Origin of the sequence: Klebsiella sp. 141240 (assembly GCF_050600805.1) — a bacterium.
In the GTDB taxonomy this organism is placed as follows: Bacteria; Pseudomonadota; Gammaproteobacteria; order Enterobacterales; family Enterobacteriaceae; genus Klebsiella; species Klebsiella aerogenes.
Genome location: NZ_JAQIRK010000001.1, coordinates 236,032 through 262,193, shown reverse-complemented (window position 1 = coordinate 262,193; position 26,162 = coordinate 236,032). Strand labels below are relative to the sequence as shown.

The following is a 26,162-nucleotide window of genomic DNA, read 5'->3' as shown; positions in this document are numbered from 1 at the left end:
GCTGCCGCCACCGCGAGATCGGGCTTTCCCGGACAGGAATTGTCTGTGGAAATAGATCGTCGAAATAACCAAAACACAGATATAAGGTTAAGTAGTAATATGAAAATGAAAAACGTGGCTGTGGCCTGTGCGCTGATGGCGGGAATGACTTTTACTGCATCTTCTGCTTTCGCTGCAAAAAATGTTGAACCGACTAACGGTAAAATCCACTTCACCGGTTCTCTCGTTAATTCCGCATGTGGTCTGGCGCCAGAATCCAGCCCGGTGCAGGTGAATTTTGGCGAGATCCCAACCTCTCAGTTAAAAGACAACCAACGTGCTGGCGTTAAACATGCCAAAATCGTTCTGCAGGGTTGCGATACGACTGTCGCAAAAACCGCTACCGTGACTTATACCCCGGCAACGATTGATGCAGACAACAACGCGCTAGCCGCCTTCACCTCTGGTACTGCCAAGGGCGCAGGCATCGGTATGGTTGACAGCGGCAACCAGGATGTTGAGTGGGGTAAAGCGGCCTCTCAGGTCAACATTACCGATGGCGAAACCGACATTGATTTCGTCGCTTACCTGCAGGCAAACAACGCATCTGCAGCGGTAACTCCGGGTGATTTTGAATCTACCGTTAATTTCCAGATCGATTATCAGTAACGATCTGCAGCGGGCGCATTAACGCGCCTGCTTAACCCTTCCTGCGAATAACTGAAAGGAAATGCGGTTATGCCTGGATGGCGTATTTTACTGCTTTTTATCTTCATATCGCCTGCATGGGTTTCGGCTGACACTCAACGTCTTGTCAGTACGCCCGGAAAAATGCGTATGCGGGGAAATATTATTGAGGCTGCTTGTTATGTCGATCCGCGCGACCGGTCGCTACTGGTTGAATTTGATGACCTCTCAGCCAGAGATATTTCCGGAACACCTGAAAAAGTATCTGCGCATGATTTCAGCATTCATTTGCTGGGATGCTCACTAGGGGATTCTCAACACCCCGGTAATTTGTTTCAACGCGCCAATATTACTTTTTCCGGCGCCCCCGATAGCGACAATCCAGATTATCTGAGCGTGCAATCGGAAACTGAAAATTTAGCGATAGAAATATACGACAGCAAAGGGCAGCAAATTCATCTGGGCAAACCATCACCGGACTATGTACTTAACCCAGGAAAAAATACGCTCAAGTTTACGGCTTATTTGATCTCCCGCGACGGAAGAATGACATCTGGCGAATTTACTGCGGTCACGCATTTTGTTGTGAATTATCTCTGAGCTGCACTGCAATTCGGGTATCTGAAGGTTGCGAACGAAAATGATCACGCTGAAAACAGATAAAAAACGTCTGGCACTATTTATTGCTCTGGTCTGCGCCGCTTCATGGGCTGAAGCGGATGAGGCCATTGAATTTAATACCGACGTACTGGATGCCAGCGACAGGCATAATGTCGATTTACAGCGTTTTTCCGAAGGCAACTTTGTGGCTCCCGGAGAATATCTGCTGGATGTTCGTATAAACAGCCAGGAGATTCCTCAACAGTCAATCCGTTATATCGCCGATCCTGCCAACTCACATAAATCTATGGCGTGTCTGACGGCGCAACAACTCGAGTTACTGGCGCTAAAAGAAGAGGCGTTGACCCATATTCATTCCATTAGCGCAACCTGCTATGACATTTCCCGCCTGCCGGGTGTGGCGCTGAATAATAGCGCAGGCGTGCTGGACATTACCGTGCCTCAGGCATGGATGAAATATACCGACCCAGACTGGACGCCGCCGGAGCGCTGGGATAACGGCGTCGCCGGGCTGATTTTTGACTACAGCATCTCAGGGCAGGCCACGCATTACGAGCAGGGTGGCGATCATTATCGCTCGCTGTCCGGCTATGGGCAGACAGGTTTTAACCTCGGCGCATGGCGTTTTCGGGGCCAGTATCAGGCCAATTACGCTTCAGATGATAATCATGGGCGTATCGACTGGGATCAGATCTATGCTTATCGCCCGTTACCAATGCAGGCTGCAAAACTGACGGTCGGTGAAATCTATCTGAATTCTCAGGTTTTTGACTCGGTGCGCTTCACCGGGGTCAACCTCGCCAGCGACGAGCGTATGCTGCCGCCAAATTTGCAGGGCTACGCACCTGAAGTGCACGGCATCGCCCGCAGTAATGCGAAGGTCACCGTCAGTCAGCAGGGCCGTGTTATCTATCAAACCACCGTTCCTGCGGGGCCGTTTAATATTCAGGATCTGCACGGTTCGGTACGCGGTACGTTGGATGTGCGGGTCGAGGAGCAGGATGGCAGCGTACAAACTTTTCAGGTCAATACGGCTGATATTCCTTACCTGACGCGCCCGGGCTATGTTCGCTACAACGCCGCGGTCGGCAAGCCATCGCGTTATAACCACGACGTTCAGGGCCCTGCGTTTTATAGCGGCGATTTTTCCTGGGGGGTGAGCAATGCATGGTCACTGTACGGGGGTGCGTTGCTCACCGGCGAGCGCTACAACGCCTGGTCGATGGGGATTGGACGGGATTTAAGCTGGCTGGGAGCGCTGTCGGCCGATGCGACGCAATCCGTGAGTCGGGTGAAGCATCAGGCTGAACAAAAAGGCATGTCCTTTAAGCTCAGCTATGCCAAAACCTTTGATGAGTACAACAGCGCGATTACCTTTGCCGGATACCGCTTTTCACAGCGTAACTTCCGCACCTTCTCGCAGTTTCTCGACGAGCAGTATGAAAGTAACAACAGCGCCGGCAACGAAAAAGAGATGTACACCGTTACCGGCAACAAAACCTTTTTTGCTGACGATCCGCATTTAGCGACCACGCTCTACCTCACCTATACCCACCAGAACTATTGGGATCGCGGTTCCCAGGATCGTTACGGGTTATCGATGGGACACAGTTTTTCCTTCGCGGGTATCCAGGGGATCAGCGCCAACCTTGCGGCTTATCGCTCTGAGTATCAGGGCAAACGGGACGACAGTCTCTCGCTTTCAATTTCAGTGCCATGGGGCGATGGCCGCTCTATGGATTATGAATTACAGAACAGCGGTAACCAGACCAGCCAAATGGTTTCATATTCCGATAACCGCGATCGCAACAATCCGTGGCGCTTGCGCGCAGGGGTTTCCGGGGAAGGTCATACGGCATTTGATGGCTATTACCAGCACCGCAGCATGATGGCGGAACTGGAATCCAACGTCAGCTGGCAGCAATCACGCTATTTCTCCGTTGGCGGCACGGTACGCGGCGGCTTTACGGCGACGCGTCACGGCGCGGCGTTACATAACAGCCAGGCGTCAATGAATACCGCCAGAGTGATGGTTGATACCGATGGCGTTGCCAATGTGCCGCTTAACGGCGAACAGGCGCACTCAAATCGTTTCGGTATTGCTGTTGTACCGGACGTCGTCAGCTATCACAGCTTTGATACCCGTATCGATGTGGACGCCATGGATGAGGACATTTCCGCGACCAAAGCGATCGTGACTAACACCCTGACGGAAGGCGCCATTGGCTACCAGCGCTTTGCCGTCGCGCAGGGGCAAAAAATGATGGCGCTGCTGCGCCTGAAGGATGGCTCGGTGCCGCCGTTTGGCACCGAAGTGTTTAACGCCAACGGCGTCAGCGTCGCCATGGTGATGGAAAACGGCATGGCCTGGATTGCGGGGGTGAATCCGTCCGAGCGTCTTTCCGTTGCCTGGGCCGGTCGTGCGCAGTGTCACTTACAGGTGCCGCAACAAATCAACCCGGAAGGTAACGTGCTGTTGCCTTGTGAATAATGTCAATAACCTGAATGAATTTTGTCATGAATAATAAATCTCTTAATTTCGCGCGCCGTTGGCTTAAACCCGTGGCCTGTGGCCTGTTTTTTATTGCCCAGATCAATGCTTCATGGGCGGGAATTGCGCTCGACCGTACCCGCATGATCATCACCGGTGATGCGCGCTCGGTAAGTGCGAACTTAACCAACACCAGCCCGAGTATTCCCTTTCTGGCTCAGTCGTGGGTAGAGGACGCCCACGGAACAAAAATTACCTCGCCATTAATGGTCTTACCGCCGCTGCAACGGATTAACGGTGGGCAGAAGGGAATCGCCCGCGTGACGAAAACCAGCGGAATAAACGCGTTGCCACAGGATCGCGAGAGTCTGTTCTATTTGAACGTGCGTGAAATTCCGCCAAAACCGGATAAGCCGAACGTACTGCAGTTGGCGATGCAGTCGCGGATCAAATTGTTCTATCGGCCGACAGCTATCGTGCCGGAAACGCCGGGGGCCGTGTGGCAAAACCAACTGACCTTTCACAAACAGGGTCAGCGCTGGACCGTGGATAACCCAACGCCATACTTCGTCACCTTAATCGGCTTAAGCCGCAAACCTGAAGCCCAGGGCGGCGGCAGGCTGACTGATTTCCCGGGGATTATGATCTCGCCGAAATCCTCCCTCGATTTCAAGGTTTCGGATGCCAGCGTCAGCCAGTTCAGCATGATGTACGTGAACGATTTTGGCGGTCACCCTGAATTGAAATTCAGCTGTACAGGCAATGTGTGTAAAGCATTGCCGATGGAGCAACAGCCCCGGTAAAGGACTCGTAAATGAAAAAGATGCTTTGCGCTCTGCTGATGGCAGGCATGGCCTGCTCGGTTCAGGCCACAAGCGGCCGCCATGATATGAGCAACGTTTCCGGCGAGTATGGCAACGTCCGCTTTCATGGCCGGGTATTCGTTTCGCCGTGCGTGCTGGATATGGCTTCACGCGATCAGACCATCGATCTCGGTGATATTTCCGCCAGCCGCTTTCGCCAGAGCGGCGATCGCAGCGATCCGGTATTGGTGACGCTGCACCTGAATGGCTGCTTAAAAGGCTCCGGGCACACATTAAAGGATTTCCCTGGGCAGACCAGCGAGCTCCCTGAGCTGGCGCACAGTACGGTGGAGCGTGGCGTTTCGATGACTCTGATGGCCGAAAGCGCGCCGGAAAACAGCGATCTTGGGCGCATTCGCGGCGATGTGCGCGGCGCGGGCATTCGGCTACTGACCGAACGCAACCAGTTGATCCATCTGAATCAACCGCAACGCATGTGGATCCTCAAACCGGGCGATAACGCGATTCACTTTCTTGCCGCGCTAGAATCTTTTGGGCAGGAGGTGACCGCTGGCGACTTTAACGGTCTGGTCAGACTTAAGCTGGAGTATCTATGAGCGTATTGCACAAAGCACTGCTGTGGGTCGCCCTGGCGGGCTGTCCGCTGGCCGGGCAGGCATTTACCCTCGGAGAGGGAGAACCACAGGGCGGTTCGCCGCATCAGTACGATATTGAACTGAGCTCGCTGGATGTCAGCAAAAACCACGAGGGCGGCAGAACGGATCCGTTCACCTGGAATTTGGGCAGTTGGTATGTCGTGGATTTTCATTGTGAGCAGGCCGACATCTCGCGACAGCCGATTTACTACACCACCACGACCACCATGCCGCCTTCTAATCAGGGAGCGAACCGTTTTCGTCTGAATGAGTACCTGGATGTGGAAGTCCAGGTATGGGTCGCCGGGCGGTATAACAACTATGTTCAGGCGCCGTTCACCAACTTTTCGAATCGCTACAACGACCATAACTGCAAAAAGCGCAAAGGCTACGAGCGAGCTACTAACATTGAAAGTGGCTCTAAAGGGAAAGTGACGTTTATTGTCACTAAACCCATTATTAACGGCATCAATATTACCTCTCAGTCGCTGGTGGAGGTTGCTGGACGTCTGGGCAACGCGGGACCTACGCCGACAACGCCAATTTCCCGTGTGGTCATTAAATCCGGGCTCATTACCGTACCGGACAAATGCATCTTTAATCGGGGAGACAAAATCAGCATTGAATTTGGCGATCTGCCAGGCTCCGCCGCCCGGCTCAACGGCACCAACTACAGCAAGTCGATCCCCATTCATGTGGTCTGCGAGGGGGGGAGCTTCGATCAGGGCGCGTTGAACATTAATCTTGGCGTACAAACTACCACGGCGTCAGGCACGGCGGGGTTTAACGATCATCTCCTCGGCACGCTGAGCGGTGGCCAAAAACGCGACGACCTTGGCATCGTGATTAAAGACGCGAGCGGCGGCACGGTCGTGCCCAATCAATTCTACAACGTGAAGGGTTTTTACCAGAATCAGGGCGACTGGAATCTTACCGCCGCGCCGGTGGCAAAACCGGGCGTGGGAAGCGTTAAAGAAGGTGAGTTTGAAGCTTCTGCCACCGTTGTCGCGCAGTTTCAGTAGGGGGATGCCATGAGATTTACGGCGTTAATCGCGACCAGCGCGCTACTGCTTGGCGGCTTGGCGCAGGCCGACACTAAGCTGGTCGGCGGCGATATGTATTTTCACGGCACCATTCGAGCGTTGGCCTGCAGCCTTGCGCCAGGAGGCGACAAAATCGAGGTCGATTTCGGGCAAATCGCGACGCAGGATCTCTATCTCTCGGGGCGCAGTAAGCCGAAAAAATTCAGCATTGAGTTACGCGACTGCAACCCGGAGGTTTTTCGCGGGATCTCGGTCACTTTCAGCGGCAGTGAAGATGCGGAGCTGGCGGATCATCTGGCGCTGGATAGCAGTGAACAAGGCGCCTCCGGAATCGGCATTGGAATGAGCGAAGAGGATGGTACGGCAATCCGCCTTGATGAAAGCACATCAGTCAAAGAGATTACTGAAGGCTCGATGACGCTGAACTTTTTGGCATGGGTCGCGGCGGAACCGTCGGCGATAAAAAATCAGACTCTCGAATACGGCCCCTTCAGCGCCAGCGGGACCTGGACGCTGAACTACCAGTAGCATGATGAACGCATTGCATCGTATTGCGCCGCTGCCGGCGCAGAAAGTATTGCTCGTTGTCAGTCTGCTGTTCTGGGGCGGGGCAATGCATCTCTACTGGCCGAATAACGGCGGCAGCGGTTTGTCGTTGCCGCTAAATATTACGGCCTGGATTTATGCCGTTGTGCTGGCAGCTAGCGCATCGATGCTGGTACCCCGTCAACGCTGGCGGATAACTATACCCGCCGCGGGGTTTACGATGGGCGCGCTCATTCTGACGCTACTTTGTCTATTGACGCCTGAGGTTTGGCGGTCCGAGGCGCTGCTGGTGGCGGGGGCGTTGTCAGGAGGCGTGCTTGTTTATTTGGCGACGTTGCAAATTCCGCTTACGACAAACACGCTGACACTACTGTTGGCTCTGCTCTGGGGCGCGTGCGTCCTCGAATGTCTGGCGTTTACCTATCAATACTGGCATTGGCCGGGAGTGAATTACTGGGAGTTTGCCTGGCGGCGCGGTACGCGCCCCTACGGTATTTTTCAGCAGGTTAATCTGATGGCCAGCTTCACGGCGTGTGGCGTGCTGCTGTCAGCATTGCTCTTTTTACGGCTACGTGGCGGATATCGAATTATCATCGCGATTGCTCTGGTGATAATGGGATTTGTACTACATGAGTCTCAGTCGCAAACCGGTTACCTGTCTGTGGCGGTAGGCGAGGTCTTGCTGCTGGCGGTTTTTCCTGCGCAGCGCCGTACACTGCTGTTACTTCTGCTGCCGCTGGCGATAGGCATGATTGCGGGCGCGCTTGCTCGCCATTTCTTGTCGGTGGTGACGATTAATCACCTGACGACCTCCCAGGTGCGCTGGACGGTGTTGAAAGCATCGCTGGCATTATTTGCCGAACGTCCGTGGGCAGGATGGGGCGTGGGCAGTTTCGCCGCCGTGTTTCTTGAACGCGCGGGTCCGTTGGGGCTGAGTAGCATCTCGCATCCGCATAACGAACTGGCGCTGTGGCTGGTGGAGGGAGGGCTGATTGGATTGCTGGGGGCGCTTTGTTTTATGGCGAGTGGTTTATGGCTCTGGCTATACGGCAATCGCTGGCATCGCGCCTGTCTGGTGGCGGCGCTACCCGTCGTTATCCATATGTTGACGGAATACCCCGTCAGGCAGTCAACGCCACACTGGCTACTGCTGATTTTGTTGCTTCGTTGCGCAGACTGTAGGCGAAAGGGGGCACGGCTGCCGTTCACCCTGGCGACGCTGTTGCGTGCCGTGGCATTGATCGCGGTTGTTGTCATCACACCATTGCTGTTTCTCACGCTGCATACGCAGCAGCAACTGACGCTGGCGGAGCGACAATCAACACAGTGGCGTCTGGCCGAATCTCTTCCTGTAGGAGGCTGGCTGCTTGCCACCCGCTACCGGTTTGATGTCCAGATGGGGTATCTACAACGATACCAACATACCCGCGATGAGCGTTGGCTGGCAGCCGTTCGCCGCTGGGCGCCTGACTATGTGCGTGTTCAACCGGACCCGAATGTCTCCTTCACGCAGATCTTGCTGGCGTTGCAGCAGAGGGACCTGGCCGAGGCGCATCGTCTGGCGACGCGCTTTTGTCTGTTATACCCGAATGATAGGCGTATTCCATGGCTGCAGAATGCGCGACGTCCTTTTAATCAAATAATGGAGTGAGATAAGCAAATCCTCTTATCGGCCCACGCCCATTACTGAGCCAGAACGACCTGCGCGAGCCGATCGGTGATGTTATCAAGCGTGCAAATCTTAATACGATGGTCCCGTGAATCAGAGAGGATAACCGTTTCTCCGTCGCCTTCGATTTCAAGAATAAATCTCGCCCCCAGGCGCCTGGAATTTTTATAGCGGGTGCTGATTCGTTGGGGAGAGCAGTCGTTGATGATGCTTAAATAGGGAAATTGCTGACGCAGGCTACGCCCGAGCAGCATTGCCTTAGCAGCCACACGAGGCTGGCCTGCAATAATCACAATGTCGGTCGGTGGATGCGCTCTGGCGGGTTGTGGACGATAACCGAGCAGAGTGACAATCGGCTCCATCATGAATGCAAAACCGCAGGCGGAAACCGGTTTTTCAGCAATACGGCTGGCGCAGGCGTCGTATCGGCCGCCACGGCTGATAATTAACTCGCGCTCCATGGCAATGCTGCGCCATTCAAAGACCAACTGACAATAGTCATTGGCGGGAAACAGCGCAGGATCGTATTGCCAGGCAATACCGGCTTGGGTCAGGGCGTGCTGAAGGCGCTGGAACCGATGACGGGAGTCAACGGTAATAAAATCCGCCAGGCAGGGCGCCGCAGGAGCAAGACGCTGAAGAAGGATATCCTCATGATGGATCAACCACTCCGGATGTTTCTCCAGCCAGTGCTGCTGCTCCGGGTTCAGCAAATGCGCGATGGGCTGATAATAATCGCGTAACGCCCGGCGGAAAGCCGCCAGCGAGGCCTCGTCACCCAGCATATTAATATGCAGTTCCGCCATTTCACCGAGGCCAATACGCCTGAAGAAAACCGCCTGCATAACCAGATGCTCGAGTTCGATATCAACGCCCGGCATGCCGAATGCTTCGACGCCAATTTGATGATTTTGCCGGATATCTCCATCCAGGGAGCGTTGACGGAACATGGCGCCTGAATACCAAATCCGGCTCATTACTGCGGTATGAGGGTTATCGGCCATCAGGCGTAGACATCCGGTTGTTCCATCGCCACGTAATTTTCCCTTGTCGGCCATCACCGGGCCGCCTGGGGCGAATAGCGATGTATGTTCAAGTAAGGGTAACCTGATTTGTTGATAGCCATGCTGGCGCAGAAACTGTTCAGCCTGAAGTTCCAGCCAGGTCCACTGTTCTGACGGGGAGGATTCATATTTACGCGGGCGGCCGCAATGTCTTGCCCGCAGCGGCCTTTCCATCTGGGCTTCAAGTTGCTGGCTCAACGCTTGCGAGGCGAGCAGGCAATTTTGCGCCAGTGCATGGCGGATTCTGGTCACCAGCGCCCGATTTACCGGTTGCCGGCAGAACTCCTGGAAGTGGGTCTGTCGCTGTTGCTCATTCTCACCGAGCTTGAGCCAGGCAGGATGAGGAACTATCAAACCTGAAGGCATATTACCGTGACTATGGCACCCCGGGCTCCCGTCTTCGTCACATTCAATAAAGCGTTTTACGGCCAGGAAATAGGTTTCAGGTTCCAGCGGGCTGCATAGGTAGCGGCTGTCCCACAACGCGCCATGCCGTTGGTAACGACGATTATAATAAGGCACATAGCTGCGTCCGATATGCTGAATAAAACGGCTCAGCGCCTGTTTATCCGGAGCGCTGACCAGCAGCAGGATACGTGGAACGGCAAGTGACCAACTGTGAATAGACACGGCGTAACGTTGCGCCGCGTCTTGCATACACCGTTCGAAGGCTGAGTAATCCTCCTCGTGGCGGAATAACTCCTCGCCATTATGCCCGCGAAGCTGCGCCAGATGCGGCATCCCCGGAATAAATAATCTGTTTTTTCTCGGCATGTCCACGGTTCTCTGCTTAAGGATCTCGCTGTGTGTCAGGGTGAAATGCTGAAGGCGGGATAAGCGCCGCGACGAGTACCGTCCTGCCGCACGGTACCCAATCTGGACGTGTTTACTGACAGTGCTGTTGCAGCCAGTCAATGAGCGCTTTCTCTTCGAGCGACATTTGACGGGAGCTGGCGAGGTCCCATAGCCGTATCTCATTGTCGGTATTCAGCGTGATTATCGCGCGACACTGGCTTTGTAGGGCGGTTTGATGCTGGCGTTTAAGTTTGTTGCCGCTGCAATCCACCATCACGCTTAACTTCTCAATACGCTGGCGCAGAAGCTCCGCCAGCATCTGGGCCCGCAGGCCATCATCCTGACATTCACTGGTAATGACCACGTCTGGGTGAAAATGCCACAACGGATTATCTTTCTGGCTGACGGTCTGAATCAGTAGCAGCAGGCGTTCGATACCGATGGCAAAACCGCAGGCTGGCAACGCCTTCGGATTGAATAACTCCGCCAGGCCGTCGTAGCGGCCACCGCCGCAGACGGTACCCTGCGAACCCAGTTCATCAGTCACCCACTCAAACACGGTGCGGGTGTAGTAATCCAGCCCGCGCACCAGACGCGGATTAATGGTATAGGGGATATCGGCCTTATCGAGCAGTTCGCAAAGTAGCGAAAAATGGCGGCGGGAGTCTTCGAACAGGTAATCCAGCAATCGCGGCGCCTGTTCCAGCATGGGCTGCATGGTCGGATTTTTGCTGTCGAGAATACGTAATGGATTGGTTTCCAGTCGTTTGAGGCTATCTTCATCCAATTGCTCACGATGAGCATTAAACCAGTCAACAAGGGCGGCTTTATGCGCCCGCCGTTCATCCGGCGTGCCCAGGGAGTTAATTTCCAGCCTGACATGCGGGGTCAGGCCCAGCTCCTGGAACAAATCCCGGACCATAAAAATCATTTCAGCATCGACGTCTGGCCCGGCCATGCCGAAGGCTTCAGCGCCGAACTGCGTGAACTGACGCAGTCGTCCCTTCTGCGGGCGTTCATAGCGAAACATCGGGCCCTGATACCACAGGCGCTGGGTTTTGTTGTAACACAGATTATTTTCCAGGACCGCACGCATGCAGCCGCTGGTCCCCTCGGGACGCAACGTAATCTGTTCGCCGCTTTTATCCGTAAAATTGTACATTTCTTTGGCAACGATATCTGTGGCTTCGCCAACAGCACGTTCGAATAAGGCGACCGGTTCCAGCAGGGGTAAGCGGATCTCCTGGTAGCCATAACGGTAGGTCAGACGACGGAATTTATTTTCAAGCCATTGCCAGATTGGCGTTTCGGCGGGCAGTACGTCGCGCATACCACGTATGGCTTTTAACTTTGCACTCATCGTTTATGACTCCTGATGCGAAATTCCCATATACTGTGCAGGTCTGGCGGGTTCCGGTTGGCGCTGCAACCCACCAGATTGTCCAGCGGGCAGCGGCAGTTTGCCGCTGCTCACTCTTATGCCGCCCGTTGCGCCAGGTCGGCAATCACGTCATCGATCAGCGCATCAATCCGGGAACTGTCCAGGTGGTGAGCGGTGGTGATCAGATGGGCCACGTTGCCGGACGTTGCCAGGCAGTGTTTCTTCCATACCCATTCAGAAGGCTTCGGAAAGACCACCGTGATGGAGTTTTTGTGGCACAGCGCGTCAATACCTGCTGCTTTAAAGCGATCCACGGCGTATTTCGCCATGTTGAGGCTGTGACCAATGCGGCGATGCCATTCGGCATCGGTATGGCTGCGAACGGCGGCCCACATCATCAAAGGGGTGTGACCGTTGCGTGACCCTGAAATCGTTTTATCGTGGGCGGAGATGTAGTCGATCTCTACGCTGATACGGTCGACGTTGGCTTTCTTGGCTACCACAATGCCGCATGGAATCGGGGAGCCGATCATTTTGTGTCCGGAAACGCCAATCGAATCGATACCATCCGCGAAGGTAAAGGGTTGTGGGTCCTCCACGAAAGGCAAGATCATGCCGCTTAGCGCGGCATCCGCATGCAGATAATAATCTTCACGTGGGATCCCCAGCGCAGCGATACGCTTCTGTATCTCAGCGATATTATCAACAGCGCCGCGTACCGTTGTGCCAATATTGGCGAAAATGATAGGATGGCGTTCGCCTGAGGTCCTGATTTTATTGATTAAATCGTCATAATCCATTTCTCCGTCTGGTTGAGATTCCACCAGTTGCGATTTGATACGCAGCAGTTTGACGATTTTAGCGACGGAATAGTGAGTATCTTTTGAATAGTAGAGCGTGCCTTCCGGGAACAGCTCTCTTCCCAGATAGCAACCAAACATATTACTTTCTGTGCCGCCGTTGGTGACATAACCCCAGCTTTCCGCAAAGGGGATTTTGAATATGCCGGAGAAATACTCCATGACTTCTTTTTCAAAGTCGAAAGAGTTGAGTAAATAGTTACAGTACTCCCCCCAGTCACCACAGTTATTAATTGAGAAACGCAGGAAGCGCTCCAGCATGGTGTAATCAAAATCAGCAGATTCAGGGTAGCCAATATTAAAGTGGCGATTTTTTACACAGTATGACCAAAATGCATCAAGTTTATTTTGATCGGCAATAGATAAAGACATATGAATCTCCATATTTATGTTGGTGAATAAAATATTATTTTTGAAGGTAAAGAATATCCTGGCCTTTTTTATTACGTCCGGCCGCGACAAAAGAAAACAGAGGAATGGTTACCATCATCATAATTGTGCCCCAGAAAATGGAATCAGTACCCGAACCGAGCAGGGCGAATATACTGTAAATCATACCGATGACAGTCAGGACGCAATAAAACATAAAGCCACGTCCACGGTTGAGCTTTTTAGAAACCATGATGATAGGTAGCGCGATAATGGCATACATATAAGGCAGCAGGGAGGCAAATACCGACATCAGAATCACCACCTGGAACTGTTTGGCGAGATCGGGGGAAGCCGTCAGTAACAGCACCAGACTCATCAGCACGCCAGAAATAATCAGACCTTTCATCGGGACATCATTTTTATTGGTCTCGGCGAAAATCTGCGGAAATAACCCCTGTTTCGCCCCGGCCCGCGGCCCTTCTGACTGTAGAATCAACCAGCCGGAAATGGAGCCAAAGCAGGCGATAATACTCAGCGCGGAGGCGATGTTGCCGGCCATATCGCCAAACATATAGCGTGCCGCATCGGCGAATGGGGCGGCAGATTTGACCAGTTCGGCGTGGGGAACCAGGCCCATGATAACGGTACAGCTACCGACGTAACATACGGAGGCAATCAGCAGACCATATACGGTTGCGCGAGGCACCGTGCGTTCAGGATTTTCCACCTGTCCGCTGGAGACCACGGCGGATTCCACCCCTAAGAAACCCCACAGCGCAATGGAGGCCGCGGAGACGATGGCTGAGCTGTCGCTGTTGCCCGTCCCGTTGTAGACTTCAGAGAACATTTTCGGGTCAAACCAGAACCAGCCGACAATGCCCACACCCAGCACCACGACCAGCATGCAGCTGGCGGTGAAGGACTGCGCGCGCCCGGCCGTTTTAGCCCCCAGGCTGCCTAAGGCAATAAATGCCCACAGAATCGCGATAGCGGTGATACAACCGTAAACCGGATTATGCAGCGCCGGGAAGAAGTAGCTCAGATAGCCTACCCCGGCGACGAGGAGCGCGACGTTGCCAATCCAGGCGCTGATCCAGTAGCAAACCGTCGTCTGAAACCCGATGAAAGGGCCAAACGCATCGCTGGCATAGGCCACGATCCCTCCTGCGCGAGGGGTAATGAGGCTGGTTTTAGCGAAAACCAACGCCAGCGCAATTACGCCAATAATAGTAAACAACCATCCCCATAGTGAAATATATCCCACTCCGGCGAGATTGGTCGGCAACATAAAAACACCGGAACCCATCATATTTGATGCGGTCACAAGGGTTAGTGCCGTTAACCCCATTTTTTGCGCAGTACCCGCGCTGACGCTTCCCATATATATCCCCTCTGTATTAAGTAAATGCTTACTTGGTTATTAAGCGCATTTTTTCACAGGGCAGGTGCGGGAATATGATCTACATCATTTTTTGAAAATGATATGCGCGAATATATATTAATTTCTGTATAGTTTTTAAACAGTGATTGGGTAATTCACTCCGTCCCCTTTTTATTTAATCATCAAGGTCAGTGGTGATTGTGCAATAAATAACGGACGGGCTAATTTTTATAGGCGGGTGCTACAGTGAGTGGCTGCTGATTTTTCGGATGCAAAAAATAAGGGGCAAAAGCCCCTTTATCTTTATTTCAACGCATCTTGTTATTAAGTTTCACCGCTCAGCAGGTGGTTTACTGGACCGGCTGGTACTTTTCGCCATGCTGGCAAACACGCCGTCGCGGAATATCCATGCGTGCACTAATGCCGCCGAGAGATGTAGCAACACCACCGCAAAGAGCAGTTTAGCTAACAGGCGATGGGCGTCGTGAAACCAGGCAAAAAGCGCCGGGCTGGTCGGGGTAATGGCCGGAAGGTTAAGTCCTTCAAACATAACTATCGGAACGCCCGCAGCCGACAGTTGTGCCCAGCCAAGCAATGGCATTGCCAGCATCAGCGCGTATAGCGCCCAGTGTGACGCTTTTGCCGCCAGCTCCTGCCAGCGTGAGAGCTCCGCAGGAAGATGTGGCGGCCGGCTATAAAACCGGTTGGCCAGGCGAATGAGCGCCAGCAGCAAAATAGCGATCCCCAATGGCCGATGTACATCCACCAACCAAATGCGATGGTGTAATGAAGTCATCATAGCGGCGCCGATGAACAGCATGGCCAGGATCATGATTGCCATCAGCCAATGCAGATATCTCGCCAGAAGGTTGAAATGCTGCGGCGCGCGCCTTTGGTCAGGTTTATTCGATATCATTTAACCTCCTGTTTTTGCACGGCTTCGGTTGCTTTGCCGTAGCCAATTTCCCGTTCGCGACGGCTCCAGGAATGCGAATAGGCGCCAGAGCGCGCATTTAAGACGGGGTCGTTAGAGACCTCTACTCCAGCAGGCACGATGGAGGGATCAAAGTTAACGTCACGGCAGGCGCCTTCGGCTTGGGCGACGAGTTGGGTGACTTTGAGCGTACCGGCGACGACCTGCTGGCGATCCTTTGGCCATGGCTGCGAAGGGTCATCCACCGCGTCGCCAGATTGGGCTAGTTGCAATACCAAATCCCAGTAAATAGGATGTTGAGAAAGTCGCTGCTGTAATTGTTCGAACAGGAAGTTATGGTCGGCTTTCTGTCGCTGTTCATCAGCGATAGAGACAAATGGATCGTGCGGCCGCATCATCCAGCGTACGGGCTGGCGCTGGCGGTCAGCGTTCACAAGATAGAACGCGTTAATGCTGTAAAATGTCGCCCCGGCAAAGCCGCCTGGCGCTGGCTTTTGCGCCGCCCACTGCAAATATTTACCGGCTTCCGGGTAGGCCTGTAAAAATGCCGCGAGGTGCTTCGGATCGGGCTTACCGGTGGCCGGGTCGACGGCGGTGGCCTTCTTCATGGCAAGAAAGCCCTCCGGGTTTCGCGTGGCGAAGTAGGGCTCGTTGTTCATTGCCATGCGCCATTGCTGTTGATCGTCCGTTTTCAGTAGCAGCGCCATGCTCAGGGTTTTCGTTGAATTATCAGCCGCGTGTGGATTACCTGCGCCAATGGAGAATCGCCCTACAACGGGGGTTTTTGACTGTGAAAAGAGCCGTGCGGTGGAATAAGAAACGGCTGGAGCGGCTGGCTCGAACGTCCCGGTAAAACAGATCCCTTTGCCGTGTGCCCGGCGAAACCCGGCAGGAAAAGGCTTGTCTGGATCGGGGACTAATGACTGGCTGGTGGTTCGCGAACCCAGCCAGCCTGAAGTCCAGGCGAATGCCGCCGCCGTTGCCCCGACGATGACCGCGATGGACGCCAGCGCGCGCCATGTACTTGGGGATCGGAAATCCAGTTTTGACATAGACCTTTTCCTGTTATTAAGTTTTATTCCACATCACGCTTACTTTATTTAAAATAACGCAGTTAATATCGTGAAAATATAGGGGCATTATTGATGTATGGACGTTGTCGCTATATTTTTTTATGTGCTGGGAAAGATTGTGTTTATTATAATTTAGTTGGTTGTGTTTCTTCTTTAACCGCATTTTTATGCTTCATGAATTATCATGATAATAATTATAATTGGTGCGCGAACGAAAGAAACAATATCACGAAAAGTTTATACTTCTGTGCAGTTAACGTGATAATAAAAAATGTCATTATCCGCGCCGGATGACGGGCATCACCGACCCGATTCAGGGTATAGTGAAAGCCAAAGTGGTCTCGGAAAACATTGCCTACAGCGTGACGAGGGTAATGTGTTGAGCTATATATCTATGTTGGATAAATTTCACTGAAAAATCAAAGTGATGAACGATAAAAAATGGATTAAAGCAGAAGACGTGGCGAAGCTTGCCGGCGTTTCCCGTTCAGCCGTCTCCCGCGCTTTCACGCCTGGGGCCTCGGTGTCGCCGAAAACCCGCGCCAAAGTGCAGGCCGCCGCGGAAGCTCTGGGCTACCAGGTCAATATCATCGCCCGTACGATGAACACCGGCAGCAGCAACTTTATCGGCATCATCACTTCGGGGTTCGATAACCCTTTTCGCAGTAAACTGCTGGCGCCGCTCATCCACCAGCTGGCGCTGCATGGATTTATGCCATTGTTGATGAACGCCGATGATCCGCAGCAGTTAGCCCCTTCGCTAAAACATCTTCTCAGCTACCACGTCGCAGGCGTCATTATCACTTCCGGCGCGCCGCCGCTGGAGTTGGCTGAGGAGTATCTTGCGCGAAAAATTCCCGTTACGCTTATCAACCGTCACGCTGAGCTTCCCGGTTGCGATCGCGTCAGCAGCGATAACGCGCTCGGCGGGAAACTGGCCGCTGAACTGTTGCACGCAGGCCAGTGCCGGGACGTCGGTTTTATTGGCGAAAATCGTGACAATTTCAGTACCCGTCAGCGCTACGAGGGGTTTATCCACCATGCCAGCGGGCTAGCTGTTACGCCGCATTTCTGCGAAACGGGCGGTTATCAGTCCGGTTTTGCTGCCGCTCGCCGGCTCGCCGCGGAAAGGCCAGGATTGCAGGCGCTGTTTTGCGCCACCGATATGCTGGCGATTGGGGCGATGGATGGGCTAAGAGCGGATAATCCAGCGGCCGTCCTGCCGGCGATTATTGGCTTCGACGATATTCCCCAGGCGGAGTGGCAGCCTTATCAACTTACTACTATCCAGCAGGACACCACGCTGTTGGCTTATCACGCGATGGAGATGCTGGTTAGCCGGATCGCCAAATTCAATCAACCTTCACGTCATCGAGAAGTTGCCGTGAAATTAATAATTCGTAATAGCGCTAAATGAAAAATTCGTTTTATGATGAATCGATCACAGAATTATCGCTAAAATCCATCCACACTCACTGCGCTCTTCGGGGCTTTTTTAAATAAAATTGCACACGTGTGCAAAAGGAGTAAATGATGACATCACTGGATTCCTCTGCGCTACAGGCCCGCTATCGCCTGGCCTGCGAGCTGGCGAAAGCGGGTGCCGAGCTGGCTTTCGAATATTATCAGCAGCGCGAGGCGCTGGCGGTAGAGCATAAGGGCAATGACCTACAGGACGTGGTGAGCGTGGCCGATAAACGCGTAGAAGCCTTTGTTAAGCAGCGCATTACTGACGCGTTTACGGAGGATGGTTTTCTCGGCGAAGAGAGCGGTACGCAGATGCCGGACGCCAGGGTGCTATGGGTGGTTGATCCCATTGATGGCACCAGCTGTTTTTTGAATGGGCTGCATACCTGGTGCTTGTCGCTGGCGATCGTCGTTGACGGCGAGCCGGTGGTTGGCGTCGTCTACGATCCCAATCATCGTGAACTGTTCCACGCGCTACGGGGCCATGGCGCCTGGCTTAATGAGACGCCAATCCGCCCACATCCCGCAGCAACGGTCAAAGAAGGGGTGATGGGCGTCGGAACGTCGCATCGGGTGACGCCGGCGCAGTTCCTGCCTTTTCTTGACGCTCTGCTCAGCGATGGCGGCATGTTCATCCGCAATGGCTCCGGCGCGTTGATGAGCGCATGGGCGGCCGCCGGGCGCCTGATCGGCTACTACGAACCGCACATGAACCCGTGGGATGCCTTACCCGGTCTGGTGTTGATGCGCGAAGCGGGGGGAGTCGCCAACGACTTTCTGGCGCAAGAGGGGATTCGCCATGGTAATCCCCTCCTGCTGGCCAGCCAAACGCTGTATCCCCAACTACAAAAGATGATCCTTCAACCATTACATTAACCCTTACAGGTTCGGGCTGTTTCTGATTATGTACCCTACACAGTAACGATAACGACCCTCACGGACGAAGCACATCAATCAGTCAAGCCTCCGACCGTCGGAGAAACTATTATGTCTGGAATTATTCATTTTTTCCGGGCGTCGCCGCCGCAAGCGGGCGCCGCGTTTGATGAAAAACGTTTTCGCCGGGTACGTTGGCAAACGTTTATTGCTATGACCCTGGCCTATGTGACGTTCTACGTCTGCCGCTTATCGTTCACCGTGGCGAAAAGCGCGCTGGTGGAATTAGGCATTACCCCAACGGAATTGGGGATGATTGGCTCGACGCTATTCTTTAGCTACGCCATCGGCAAACTGGTTAACGGTTTTATCGCCGATCATGCCAACGTGGTGCGCTACATGAGCCTTGGTCTATTGCTCAGCGCCGGGATGAACCTGCTGATGGGCATGACCACCAATGCCATGCTGCTGGCTATCTTTTGGGGGATCAACGGTTGGGCGCAGTCGATGGGCGTCGGCCCTTGTGCGGTTTCGCTGGCGCGCTGGTATGGCTTTAAAGAGCGGGGAACGTTTTACGCCATCTGGTCGACGGCGCATAACATCGGCGAGGCCATGACCTATATGGTGATCGCCGCGGTGATCGCGGGTTTTGGCTGGCAAATGGGCTATCTCTCCACGGCTGCGCTTGGCGCCGCTGGCGTGGTGCTGTTGCTGCTGTTTATGCGCGATTCGCCACAGAGCTGCGGCTTTCCCTCCATTAATGTAATTCGTGATGAACCGCAGGAAGAGACTGAAGCGCGGGGGTCGGTGTTCAAAAACCAACTGCTGGCATTGCGTAACCCGGCGCTGTGGACGCTGGCGCTGGCATCGGCGTTTATGTATATCGACCGTTATGCGGTGAACTCGTGGGGGATCTTCTTTCTGGAGCAGGATAAAGCTTATTCCACCCTTGAGGCTTCTGGCATCATCGGCGTTAACGCGATCGCTGGTATCGCCGGGACCATCATCGCCGGCATGCTCTCTGACCGCTTTTTCCCACGCAATCGTAGCGTCATGGCTGGATTTATCAGCCTGCTGAACACCGCGGGTTTCGCCTTAATGCTCTGGTCGCCGCATAATTACTACACCGACATCCTGGCGATGATCGTCTTCGGCGCGACCATCGGCGCGTTAACCTGTTTCCTCGGAGGATTGATCGCCGTCGATATCTCTTCACGCAAAGCGGCGGGGGCCGCGCTGGGAACCATTGGTATTGCCAGCTATGCCGGGGCGGGGTTGGGCGAATTTCTGACCGGGATCATTATCGATAAAACCGCGATCCTCGAAAACGGGAAAACGCTTTATGATTTCAGCACGCTGGCGTTGTTCTGGATAGGCACCGGATTGGGTTCCGCGTTACTCTGTTTTACCACCGCCGCCATCGTCGCCCGACGCCATGCCGTCGAACGGCAGACTTCATTCTCCTCATAACTGATTAATCGATAAGGAAGATTTTATGATGCCTGCAAGACATCAGGGCCTTTTACGCCTGTTTATCGCCTGTGCGTTGCCGCTGCTGGCGATGCAATCCGCCGTCGCGGCGAACTGGCAACTGGAAAAAGTGGTGGAGTTAAGCCGCCACGGCATTCGTCCGCCAACGCCCGGCAATCGTGAAGCCATTGAAGCCGCGACCCAGCGTCCATGGACCGAATGGACCACCCACGATGGGGAGCTGACCGGACATGGCTACGCGGCGGTCGCCAATAAAGGGCGTGCGGAAGGGCAGCATTATCGCCAGCTTGGCCTGCTGCAGGGGCAGTGTCCCAGCGCGGAGGATATTTATGTTCGCGCCAGCCCGCTACAGCGTACCCGGGCAACCGCACAGGCGCTGGTAGATGGGGCATTCCCCGGCTGCGGCGTGGCGATTCATTATGTCAGCGGCGATGCCGATCCGCTGTTCCAGACCGACAAGTTTAGCGCGACGCAAACCGACCCCGTCCGCCAGTTGGCGGCAGTAAAGGCGAAAGCCGGCGATCTGGCGAAGCGTCGGCAGGCGCTGGCGCCGACGATCCAGTTATTAAAAGCCGCGGTTTGCCAACAGGATAAACCGTGCCCCATTTTTGATAAGCCCTGGCAGGTGGAGCAAAACCAAAGCGGTAAAACCACCATTAGCGGGCTGAGCGTGATGGCCAATATGGTTGAAACGCTGCGTCTGGGCTGGAGTGAAAACCTGCCCTTGAGCCAGTTGGCGTGGGGGAAGATTACCCGCGCCAGCCAGATCACAGCTATTCTGCCGCTGTTAACGGAAAACTACGATCTCAGTAATGACGTGCTGTACACCGCGCAAAAGCGCGGCTCGGTGCTGCTCAACGCGATGCTGGACGGAGTGAAAGCGGACGCCACGCCGCACGTACGCTGGCTGCTGCTGGTGGCTCATGACACCAATATCGCGATGGTGCGCACGCTGATGAATTTTAGCTGGCAGCTGCCGGGTTACAGCCGGGGCAATATTCCGCCGGGCAGCAGTCTGGTTATAGAGCGCTGGCGCAACAGCAAAAGCGGCGAACGTTATCTGCGCGTCTATTTCCAGGCGCAAAGCCTGGACGACCTGCGACGCCTGCAGATGCCGGAGCGTCAGCACCCGATGCTGCAACAGGAGTGGCGTCAGCCTGATTGCCAGCAGACCAGCGTGGGCACGTTATGCCCGTATCAGTCCGCGCTGGAGGCCTTAAGTAAACAGATCGATAAAAGCGCGGTACCGCCGGTGAATATGGTTCTTTAATCAGCGCAAACGCCATAATCCTTAGCGGAAATAGGATGGATTATGGCGTATTGCTTAAAAGCGTTAGTGATTCGAGTAATAATTACAGAGATATTGGTTTAATGGACGCATGGCACTAATTTCCTGAGAGGAAAAATAAGCAAGCCTCCTCTGAGTTTTGTTACGTCTTTATGTAATATGCCTTGGTTTTTTGGAATTTTTAGGAAAACATTTAGGTGCGCTAAGATTGTTCACAACTCAGGAGTTGGTTACCATTTAACTTCTCAAGATAGTGCTCTGTAATAGTATAGATATTTACTTTAAAGAGTAGGGGGGTAATACTTCAATTAATAACATATTGAAGAAGTTGGTAATGGTCATATTTATTGGCGGGCTAAATTTGGTTGGTGTGATATTGGTTTTGTTGGATTTTATGCCACCATTTTCGTGGGAGTAAGTTAAAGCTAAAAAGGATTTATGCAATGGTTGAATATTATTTTGGCCATGATGGCCTCCACAATATCTCTCCTTTTGATAGACCAGCAACATGGGGAGGGCCAGGTCCGGTTGATTTTAATTTTCATGATCTAGCAAAACAATTGGACTGTTCGCGGAATTTCAATCGAGTTGGTATTATTTATTCTAATGGTGTGAGCCAATGGTTGGTAAGACCCTCCCGGCGGATTGCCAATTCGGCCCAAAGCATAGCAAGTCATGTTATTGTCACAAAGGTTTGTGATATCTCACAAGAAGGTTCCACAAAAGCTATTGTTAAGACACTTCAGGCACCATCACTGGCCACCGAAATTACATCAACGGCACTTTCATGCGGAGCGGCTGTAATCACATTAGCCCTTGCTCTTACTGGAACGGCGATACTTCCCATTACGGCTGGAGCATCGGTGCTGGTAGCCGGAGTTATTGCTGCCAGCGGCGTAGCTACCGTTGGGCAATGTTTTATCGGTGCGGGAAGATTATGGACAATAAGTAGAGGTAGGGAAGAGCGTTTAGCATGGCTTGATTCGCAGGATTGGTATCTTACTACGACTACTATCCTTGATATCATTTCTCTTGCAGGTGCCGGAGCTGGGTTAGCGAAATCTATCGAAGTGTGGAAAACGATGAAAAAAATATCTTCAGCAGAAGCTTTATCATGGCTCAGAGGCCTAAGTAGATTTGAGCGTAAGCGGCTTACTTATGAAATCATTCGTAATGAAAATCCGGGAATATCTAACTCTGGCATAAAAGCTGCTATAGAAATGGGACGTTATCCTAAACGATTTCCGTCTGAAGCATTACAACGAACTCTACAAAGGGAGTTGATGCAAGTGATTGTTAACTCATCAGCATTTGCAGGAAGCGGCATTTCCGGAACTGTTAGAAATCCACACAATCTAAAAAAAACAGGACAATATGTGATTGGGATAATACAATCCTTTTCATTAACATAAAAATTGGTTGGCATAATGATTGAGCATATCAAAAAAAGCCTTGTGTTAAATATTGATGTGGAAAAAAATCTTGCGTCAATGAGTCCCCGACAACTTGAGGTGGTTAAGCAGCGTTTGACCGAATATATAGGGGCGAGAGTTGGTGGACATACGTTCAGTATTCCAATGGTGGGCGGAATACTATTTGCTATTTTTTGCTTTGTTATGCCGCAAATTACCGTGTGGGAAATTATTTTCAGACTTAATGGATGGCCTGATTATGCTATACTGGCTGCGGCTTTTCCCTCGGGAGTTTTGTATAGCATATTGATTTGTATTCCGGGGTTTCTTACTGCACGAGGCCGGTTAATAGGTCTGAAATCTTTTTTATGTGTCATTGCTGGGACAGGAATCATTGCAATAGCATTTTTTTTATTCGCTGTTATTACTTTCATTATGGGGGGAGGTGATGATGCGGGCGATCTCATCGGTGCTATTTTAGGGGGGGGTTTTATTGCGATAGGCATCAAATGCCTCAATACGGTTATGTTCACTAAAACAATCGCATTTTACTTACTAAATCGGGTCTCCCGCCAGCAAATAAAATTGCAACACTCATCAGGTAAATATTTTGGGTGTCGATGATTGTTCATATCTACGCGTCAGTTACTATTTGAATACTCAATGCGTGACGATATCATAGTCTGGATATTGACTTTAAGAGCGCGCTGTCATTATGTATAGCTGTTAGATTATTTATCCCGGACTAGCAACGATTTCTTGAACAGCACGGGGTTGGGGTTTGCCGATGGGGATGCCGACCCCTCTTTCTTGTGGGTTTTGCTGACGTTGATGGTGATTGTGACCGTGGCGTTGAACTATCTCATCCGTAAGATTATGCCAGGAAATAGGGTATGAAATATATGTGAAGTTATTAAACAACGGACCTTTGCTGGCCCGTTATTTCTCCACATCATTCCCTTTTCTTCAGCTATTCACCTTCATCGCCATAATAGAGCTTGCCGATCTTAATCAGCGGTCGGCCCTGGGATTTACGGTGCAGATTGCTATCGCGCAGCGAATAGACGCAGCCGCAGTACTCCTGCTGGTAAAAGCGCTCGCGCTTGCTGATATCGATCATCCGCGAGGATCCGCCCTGTTTACGCCAGTTATAATCCCAGTAGACCATGCCTGGATAATGCCCGGCGGCGCGCTCGCCGCAGTCGTTGATTTGCTGCATGTTCTTCCAGCGTGAAATTCCCAGCGAACTGCTGATAACGCTAAAGCCGTGCTCGTAGGCATAAAGCGCCGTGCGTTCGAAGCGCATATCAAAGCACATCGTGCAGCGCACGCCGCGCTCGGGTTCCCATTCCATCCCCCTGGCCCGCGCGAACCAGTTATCGGTGTCATAATCGGCATCGATAAACGGCACACCGTGTTTGTGCGCAAAACGAATATTCTCTTCCTTGCGGATTTCATACTCTTTCTGCGGATGAATGTTGGGGTTATAGAAGAAGATGGTGTAGTCGATACCGGAGGCCTGAATCGCCTCCATCACTTCCCCGGAGCAGGGAGCGCAGCAGGAGTGGAGCAGCAGTTTATCGGCTCCGTTGGGCAACGTCAGCTGTGGGCGCTGGAACTCGGACATCAAGTCATTCCTGAAGTAAATACATCCAGCGCCAACTGTAGCATGTTGAATGGCTGCTATCCTTCCCCAGAAATGTCAGGCCGCGCAACCTCACGCGGCGCTGAATTCATCTCAAATTAACCTCTCACGCCGAGATAGCCGTGGATCGCCATATAGATCCCCACCGCGCCGATTAGCACGCTGGAAAAGTAGGGGGCCCGTCGGGCGAGCGTGTTAAAACCACTCCAGCGTTTGGCCACCTGGCGAACGCTTACCGCCGCGCCAACGCCGACGGTGACCAGCGTCAGCGCCAGGCCGATGCTGAAAGAGAGGACCAGCGTCGCACCTAAGGTCAGGGCTTTGAGCTGGATGCAGATAAGCAGTACGGTGATCGCCGCCGGGCAGGGAATCAATCCGCCGGTCAGGCCGAACAGTAAGATCTGCCAGTTGGTGACCTCCCGGCCGTCAAAGCGACGTTGAATATCGTTCGCATGGGCCCGCTCGTGGGCGTCCTGATAGGCCTGACTTCCTTCCTCAAGGCCGTCCAGTTCATGATGATGATGTTCATGAAACGCCAGATCATAATCGTGGATATGGCGCTGGTGGCCGAGCGTCAGGCGTACGTTAAAGTCATGCGGTTCCGGGATGGTCTGCGCGGATTCTAAATAATCGCCTTTATCAACAAAAGAGAACATCTGCGCGAAGCTGCTCCCGCTGCGCCGTGTCGCCAGTGAGACATCGCCAGCGGCCCATCGGTTGCCACTTAGCGTGCGTATGCGCCAGCGCGGCGGTTCTCCTTCTTCGAAGATGGAAAGGGCGATTTTACCGTGGCCAGTGTCGACGATCTGGGTTTCATCATCATGATGATGCTCATCCCGATCCTGCATGGCCTGCAGCCAGTTACGTTCACCGCGCCAGGTGCGCCAGAACATCCATATTGCGGTACCGAGAATGATGAACGCGGAAAGCAGCTGTAGCCAGGGTTCAGCCGCTTCGGCGGTAAATTTCTGGCTAAAATACATGCCGCCAAAGGCGATCAGCCAGACGATGGCAGTATGCGAAAGGGTCGCGGCGAGGCCCAGCATCACCGCCTGACGTACCGTGCCTTTAATGGCGATGATGAACGCCGCCATCATGGTCTTTGAATGGCCCGGTTCCAGGCCATGTAGCGCGCCTAACAGAATGGCGCTGGGAATGAAAAACCAGGCATTACCCTGCTGAAGTAAAGGTAAGAATTCGTTCATAAGAAGAGAGTAGGTTGTCGTTGGTGAATGGGATTCTACTCCCCCCCAGTATAAGATACTACCCCCCAGTAGATTACAAACCTATAATTGAGGCATTGAGTTCGCCAGTGAGGTTAACGTGTCGCATACGATTCGGGATAAAAAGAAGCTGCAGGCCAGAGCCAGCAAGATTGAGGGGCAGGTGAGCGCGCTGAAAAAGATGCTGGATGAGCCGCACGAATGCGCCGCCGTGCTGCAGCAAATTGCCGCTATTCGCGGAGCGGTAAACGGACTAATGCGTGAAGTGATCAAGGGCCATCTGACGGAACATATCGTTCATGAAGGCGATGAAGTGAAACGTGAAGAGGATTTGGACGTGGTGCTGAAGGTGCTGGATTCCTATATCAAATAGTGTCCACGGATAGCGCCGGCGGCGACAGACGC

23 protein-coding genes are annotated in these 26,162 nt (G+C 53.0%); 15 read left to right on the top strand and 8 right to left on the bottom strand.

The window, feature by feature from the left end:
- Positions 1-99: 99 nt before the first annotated feature.
- From PGQ95_RS01205 to PGQ95_RS01170, 8 genes are all read left to right on the top strand, one after another.
- Positions 100-648, top strand: a complete 549-nt coding sequence (locus tag PGQ95_RS01205; RefSeq protein WP_015369827.1) for a fimbrial protein — start codon at positions 100-102, stop codon at positions 646-648.
- A 69-nt stretch (positions 649-717) separates the two neighbouring features.
- The gene (locus PGQ95_RS01200) at positions 718-1,266 is read left to right on the top strand and encodes a fimbrial protein (RefSeq protein WP_113373005.1); all 549 of its coding nucleotides are present in this window, start codon (positions 718-720) and stop codon (positions 1,264-1,266) included.
- 40 nt (positions 1,267-1,306) lie between these two features.
- Positions 1,307-3,778 (top strand): fimbria/pilus outer membrane usher protein, encoded by a 2,472-nt coding sequence (locus tag PGQ95_RS01195; protein WP_430916760.1) that lies wholly within the window; start codon positions 1,307-1,309, stop codon positions 3,776-3,778.
- Positions 3,779-3,804: 26 nt separating this feature from the next.
- Complete coding sequence (locus tag PGQ95_RS01190) at positions 3,805-4,581, top strand: fimbrial biogenesis chaperone (protein ID WP_087859741.1); 777 nt, start codon at positions 3,805-3,807, stop codon at positions 4,579-4,581.
- Positions 4,582-4,592: 11 nt separating this feature from the next.
- On the top strand, positions 4,593-5,198 hold the full coding sequence (locus PGQ95_RS01185; RefSeq protein WP_113373002.1) for a fimbrial protein: 606 nt from the start codon (positions 4,593-4,595) through the stop codon (positions 5,196-5,198).
- Positions 5,195-6,259, top strand: coding sequence for a fimbrial protein (locus PGQ95_RS01180; protein WP_087859739.1), 1,065 nt, complete (start codon positions 5,195-5,197; stop codon positions 6,257-6,259). Before PGQ95_RS01185 ends, PGQ95_RS01180 begins: the two co-directional genes overlap by 4 nt.
- A gap of 9 nt (positions 6,260-6,268) precedes the next feature.
- Positions 6,269-6,808 carry a fimbrial protein gene (locus PGQ95_RS01175; protein ID WP_430916757.1) on the top strand — a complete coding sequence of 180 codons (540 nt, stop codon included), beginning with the start codon at positions 6,269-6,271 and terminating at the stop codon, positions 6,806-6,808.
- 1 nt (position 6,809) lies between these two features.
- Entirely contained in the window at positions 6,810-8,477 is a 1,668-nt protein-coding gene (locus tag PGQ95_RS01170; RefSeq protein ID WP_430916755.1) for a Wzy polymerase domain-containing protein, read from the top strand.
- 32 nt (positions 8,478-8,509) lie between these two features.
- On the opposite strand, the gene PGQ95_RS01165 is transcribed toward PGQ95_RS01170, so the two are convergent.
- The 6 genes from PGQ95_RS01165 to PGQ95_RS01140 form a co-directional block, all read right to left on the bottom strand.
- A complete protein-coding gene (locus tag PGQ95_RS01165; protein ID WP_430916753.1) occupies positions 8,510-10,333 on the bottom strand; it encodes an ATP phosphoribosyltransferase regulatory subunit in 1,824 nt (607 codons plus the stop codon).
- Between the two features lie 112 nt (positions 10,334-10,445).
- The gene (hisS, locus tag PGQ95_RS01160) at positions 10,446-11,714 is read right to left on the bottom strand and encodes a histidine--tRNA ligase (RefSeq protein WP_113373000.1); all 1,269 of its coding nucleotides are present in this window, start codon (positions 11,712-11,714) and stop codon (positions 10,446-10,448) included.
- Between the two features lie 116 nt (positions 11,715-11,830).
- Positions 11,831-12,967: a histidine decarboxylase gene (locus PGQ95_RS01155; RefSeq protein WP_343558288.1), complete on the bottom strand. Its 1,137-nt coding sequence runs from the start codon at positions 12,965-12,967 to the stop codon at positions 11,831-11,833.
- Between the two features lie 34 nt (positions 12,968-13,001).
- Positions 13,002-14,348, bottom strand: a complete 1,347-nt coding sequence (gene hdcC / locus PGQ95_RS01150; RefSeq protein WP_045373958.1) for a histidine-histamine antiporter — start codon at positions 14,346-14,348, stop codon at positions 13,002-13,004.
- 331 nt (positions 14,349-14,679) lie between these two features.
- Entirely contained in the window at positions 14,680-15,264 is a 585-nt protein-coding gene (locus PGQ95_RS01145; RefSeq protein ID WP_430916751.1) for a cytochrome b, read from the bottom strand.
- Positions 15,261-16,334, bottom strand: a complete 1,074-nt coding sequence (locus PGQ95_RS01140; RefSeq protein WP_430916749.1) for a catalase family peroxidase — start codon at positions 16,332-16,334, stop codon at positions 15,261-15,263. Before PGQ95_RS01140 ends, PGQ95_RS01145 begins: the two co-directional genes overlap by 4 nt.
- Positions 16,335-16,815: 481 nt before the next feature.
- Here PGQ95_RS01140 and PGQ95_RS01135 point away from each other — a divergent pair, with 481 nt between their 5' ends.
- The 6 genes from PGQ95_RS01135 to PGQ95_RS01110 all read left to right on the top strand — a co-directional run bounded on the left by PGQ95_RS01135 (position 16,816) and on the right by PGQ95_RS01110 (position 23,513).
- A complete protein-coding gene (locus tag PGQ95_RS01135; protein ID WP_430916924.1) occupies positions 16,816-17,772 on the top strand; it encodes a LacI family DNA-binding transcriptional regulator in 957 nt (318 codons plus the stop codon).
- Between the two features lie 116 nt (positions 17,773-17,888).
- Entirely contained in the window at positions 17,889-18,698 is an 810-nt protein-coding gene (locus PGQ95_RS01130; RefSeq protein ID WP_430916922.1) for an inositol monophosphatase family protein, read from the top strand.
- A gap of 111 nt (positions 18,699-18,809) precedes the next feature.
- Positions 18,810-20,168: an MFS transporter gene (locus PGQ95_RS01125; protein WP_430916747.1), complete on the top strand. Its 1,359-nt coding sequence runs from the start codon at positions 18,810-18,812 to the stop codon at positions 20,166-20,168.
- Between the two features lie 25 nt (positions 20,169-20,193).
- Positions 20,194-21,459: a histidine phosphatase family protein gene (locus tag PGQ95_RS01120; RefSeq protein ID WP_430916745.1), complete on the top strand. Its 1,266-nt coding sequence runs from the start codon at positions 20,194-20,196 to the stop codon at positions 21,457-21,459.
- Between the two features lie 461 nt (positions 21,460-21,920).
- Positions 21,921-22,889, top strand: a complete 969-nt coding sequence (locus PGQ95_RS01115) for a hypothetical protein (RefSeq protein WP_162750119.1) — start codon at positions 21,921-21,923, stop codon at positions 22,887-22,889.
- Between the two features lie 15 nt (positions 22,890-22,904).
- A complete protein-coding gene (locus PGQ95_RS01110) occupies positions 22,905-23,513 on the top strand; it encodes a hypothetical protein (RefSeq protein ID WP_430916743.1) in 609 nt (202 codons plus the stop codon).
- Between the two features lie 346 nt (positions 23,514-23,859).
- On the opposite strand, the gene PGQ95_RS01105 is transcribed toward PGQ95_RS01110, so the two are convergent.
- Positions 23,860-24,516: an epoxyqueuosine reductase QueH gene (locus PGQ95_RS01105; protein ID WP_020078001.1), complete on the bottom strand. Its 657-nt coding sequence runs from the start codon at positions 24,514-24,516 to the stop codon at positions 23,860-23,862.
- A gap of 116 nt (positions 24,517-24,632) precedes the next feature.
- Positions 24,633-25,739: a nickel/cobalt efflux protein RcnA gene (locus PGQ95_RS01100; RefSeq protein ID WP_430916741.1), complete on the bottom strand. Its 1,107-nt coding sequence runs from the start codon at positions 25,737-25,739 to the stop codon at positions 24,633-24,635.
- A gap of 118 nt (positions 25,740-25,857) precedes the next feature.
- Between PGQ95_RS01100 and rcnR the strand changes: the two genes are divergently transcribed.
- Positions 25,858-26,130, top strand: coding sequence for a Ni(II)/Co(II)-binding transcriptional repressor RcnR (gene rcnR, locus PGQ95_RS01095; protein ID WP_015369853.1), 273 nt, complete (start codon positions 25,858-25,860; stop codon positions 26,128-26,130).
- Positions 26,131-26,162 lie beyond the last annotated feature (32 nt).

Bases quoted from the DNA above. Each gene is read 5' to 3' on its own strand.
- PGQ95_RS01205 (WP_015369827.1), top strand. From the start codon at position 100: ATGAAAATGAAAAACGTGGCTGTGGCCTGTGCGCTGATGGCGGGAATG.
- PGQ95_RS01200 (WP_113373005.1), top strand. From the start codon at position 718: ATGCCTGGATGGCGTATTTTACTGCTTTTTATCTTCATATCGCCTGCA.
- PGQ95_RS01195 (WP_430916760.1), top strand. From the start codon at position 1,307: ATGATCACGCTGAAAACAGATAAAAAACGTCTGGCACTATTTATTGCT.
- PGQ95_RS01190 (WP_087859741.1), top strand. From the start codon at position 3,805: ATGAATAATAAATCTCTTAATTTCGCGCGCCGTTGGCTTAAACCCGTG.
- PGQ95_RS01185 (WP_113373002.1), top strand. From the start codon at position 4,593: ATGAAAAAGATGCTTTGCGCTCTGCTGATGGCAGGCATGGCCTGCTCG.
- PGQ95_RS01180 (WP_087859739.1), top strand. From the start codon at position 5,195: ATGAGCGTATTGCACAAAGCACTGCTGTGGGTCGCCCTGGCGGGCTGT.
- PGQ95_RS01175 (WP_430916757.1), top strand. From the start codon at position 6,269: ATGAGATTTACGGCGTTAATCGCGACCAGCGCGCTACTGCTTGGCGGC.
- PGQ95_RS01170 (WP_430916755.1), top strand. From the start codon at position 6,810: ATGATGAACGCATTGCATCGTATTGCGCCGCTGCCGGCGCAGAAAGTA.
- PGQ95_RS01165 (WP_430916753.1), bottom strand. From the start codon at position 10,333: ATGCCGAGAAAAAACAGATTATTTATTCCGGGGATGCCGCATCTGGCG.
- hisS (WP_113373000.1), bottom strand. From the start codon at position 11,714: ATGAGTGCAAAGTTAAAAGCCATACGTGGTATGCGCGACGTACTGCCC.
- PGQ95_RS01155 (WP_343558288.1), bottom strand. From the start codon at position 12,967: ATGTCTTTATCTATTGCCGATCAAAATAAACTTGATGCATTTTGGTCA.
- hdcC (WP_045373958.1), bottom strand. From the start codon at position 14,348: ATGGGAAGCGTCAGCGCGGGTACTGCGCAAAAAATGGGGTTAACGGCA.
- PGQ95_RS01145 (WP_430916751.1), bottom strand. From the start codon at position 15,264: ATGATATCGAATAAACCTGACCAAAGGCGCGCGCCGCAGCATTTCAAC.
- PGQ95_RS01140 (WP_430916749.1), bottom strand. From the start codon at position 16,334: ATGTCAAAACTGGATTTCCGATCCCCAAGTACATGGCGCGCGCTGGCG.
- PGQ95_RS01130 (WP_430916922.1), top strand. From the start codon at position 17,889: ATGACATCACTGGATTCCTCTGCGCTACAGGCCCGCTATCGCCTGGCC.
- PGQ95_RS01125 (WP_430916747.1), top strand. From the start codon at position 18,810: ATGTCTGGAATTATTCATTTTTTCCGGGCGTCGCCGCCGCAAGCGGGC.
- PGQ95_RS01120 (WP_430916745.1), top strand. From the start codon at position 20,194: ATGATGCCTGCAAGACATCAGGGCCTTTTACGCCTGTTTATCGCCTGT.
- PGQ95_RS01115 (WP_162750119.1), top strand. From the start codon at position 21,921: ATGGTTGAATATTATTTTGGCCATGATGGCCTCCACAATATCTCTCCT.
- PGQ95_RS01110 (WP_430916743.1), top strand. From the start codon at position 22,905: ATGATTGAGCATATCAAAAAAAGCCTTGTGTTAAATATTGATGTGGAA.
- PGQ95_RS01105 (WP_020078001.1), bottom strand. From the start codon at position 24,516: ATGTCCGAGTTCCAGCGCCCACAGCTGACGTTGCCCAACGGAGCCGAT.
- PGQ95_RS01100 (WP_430916741.1), bottom strand. From the start codon at position 25,739: ATGAACGAATTCTTACCTTTACTTCAGCAGGGTAATGCCTGGTTTTTC.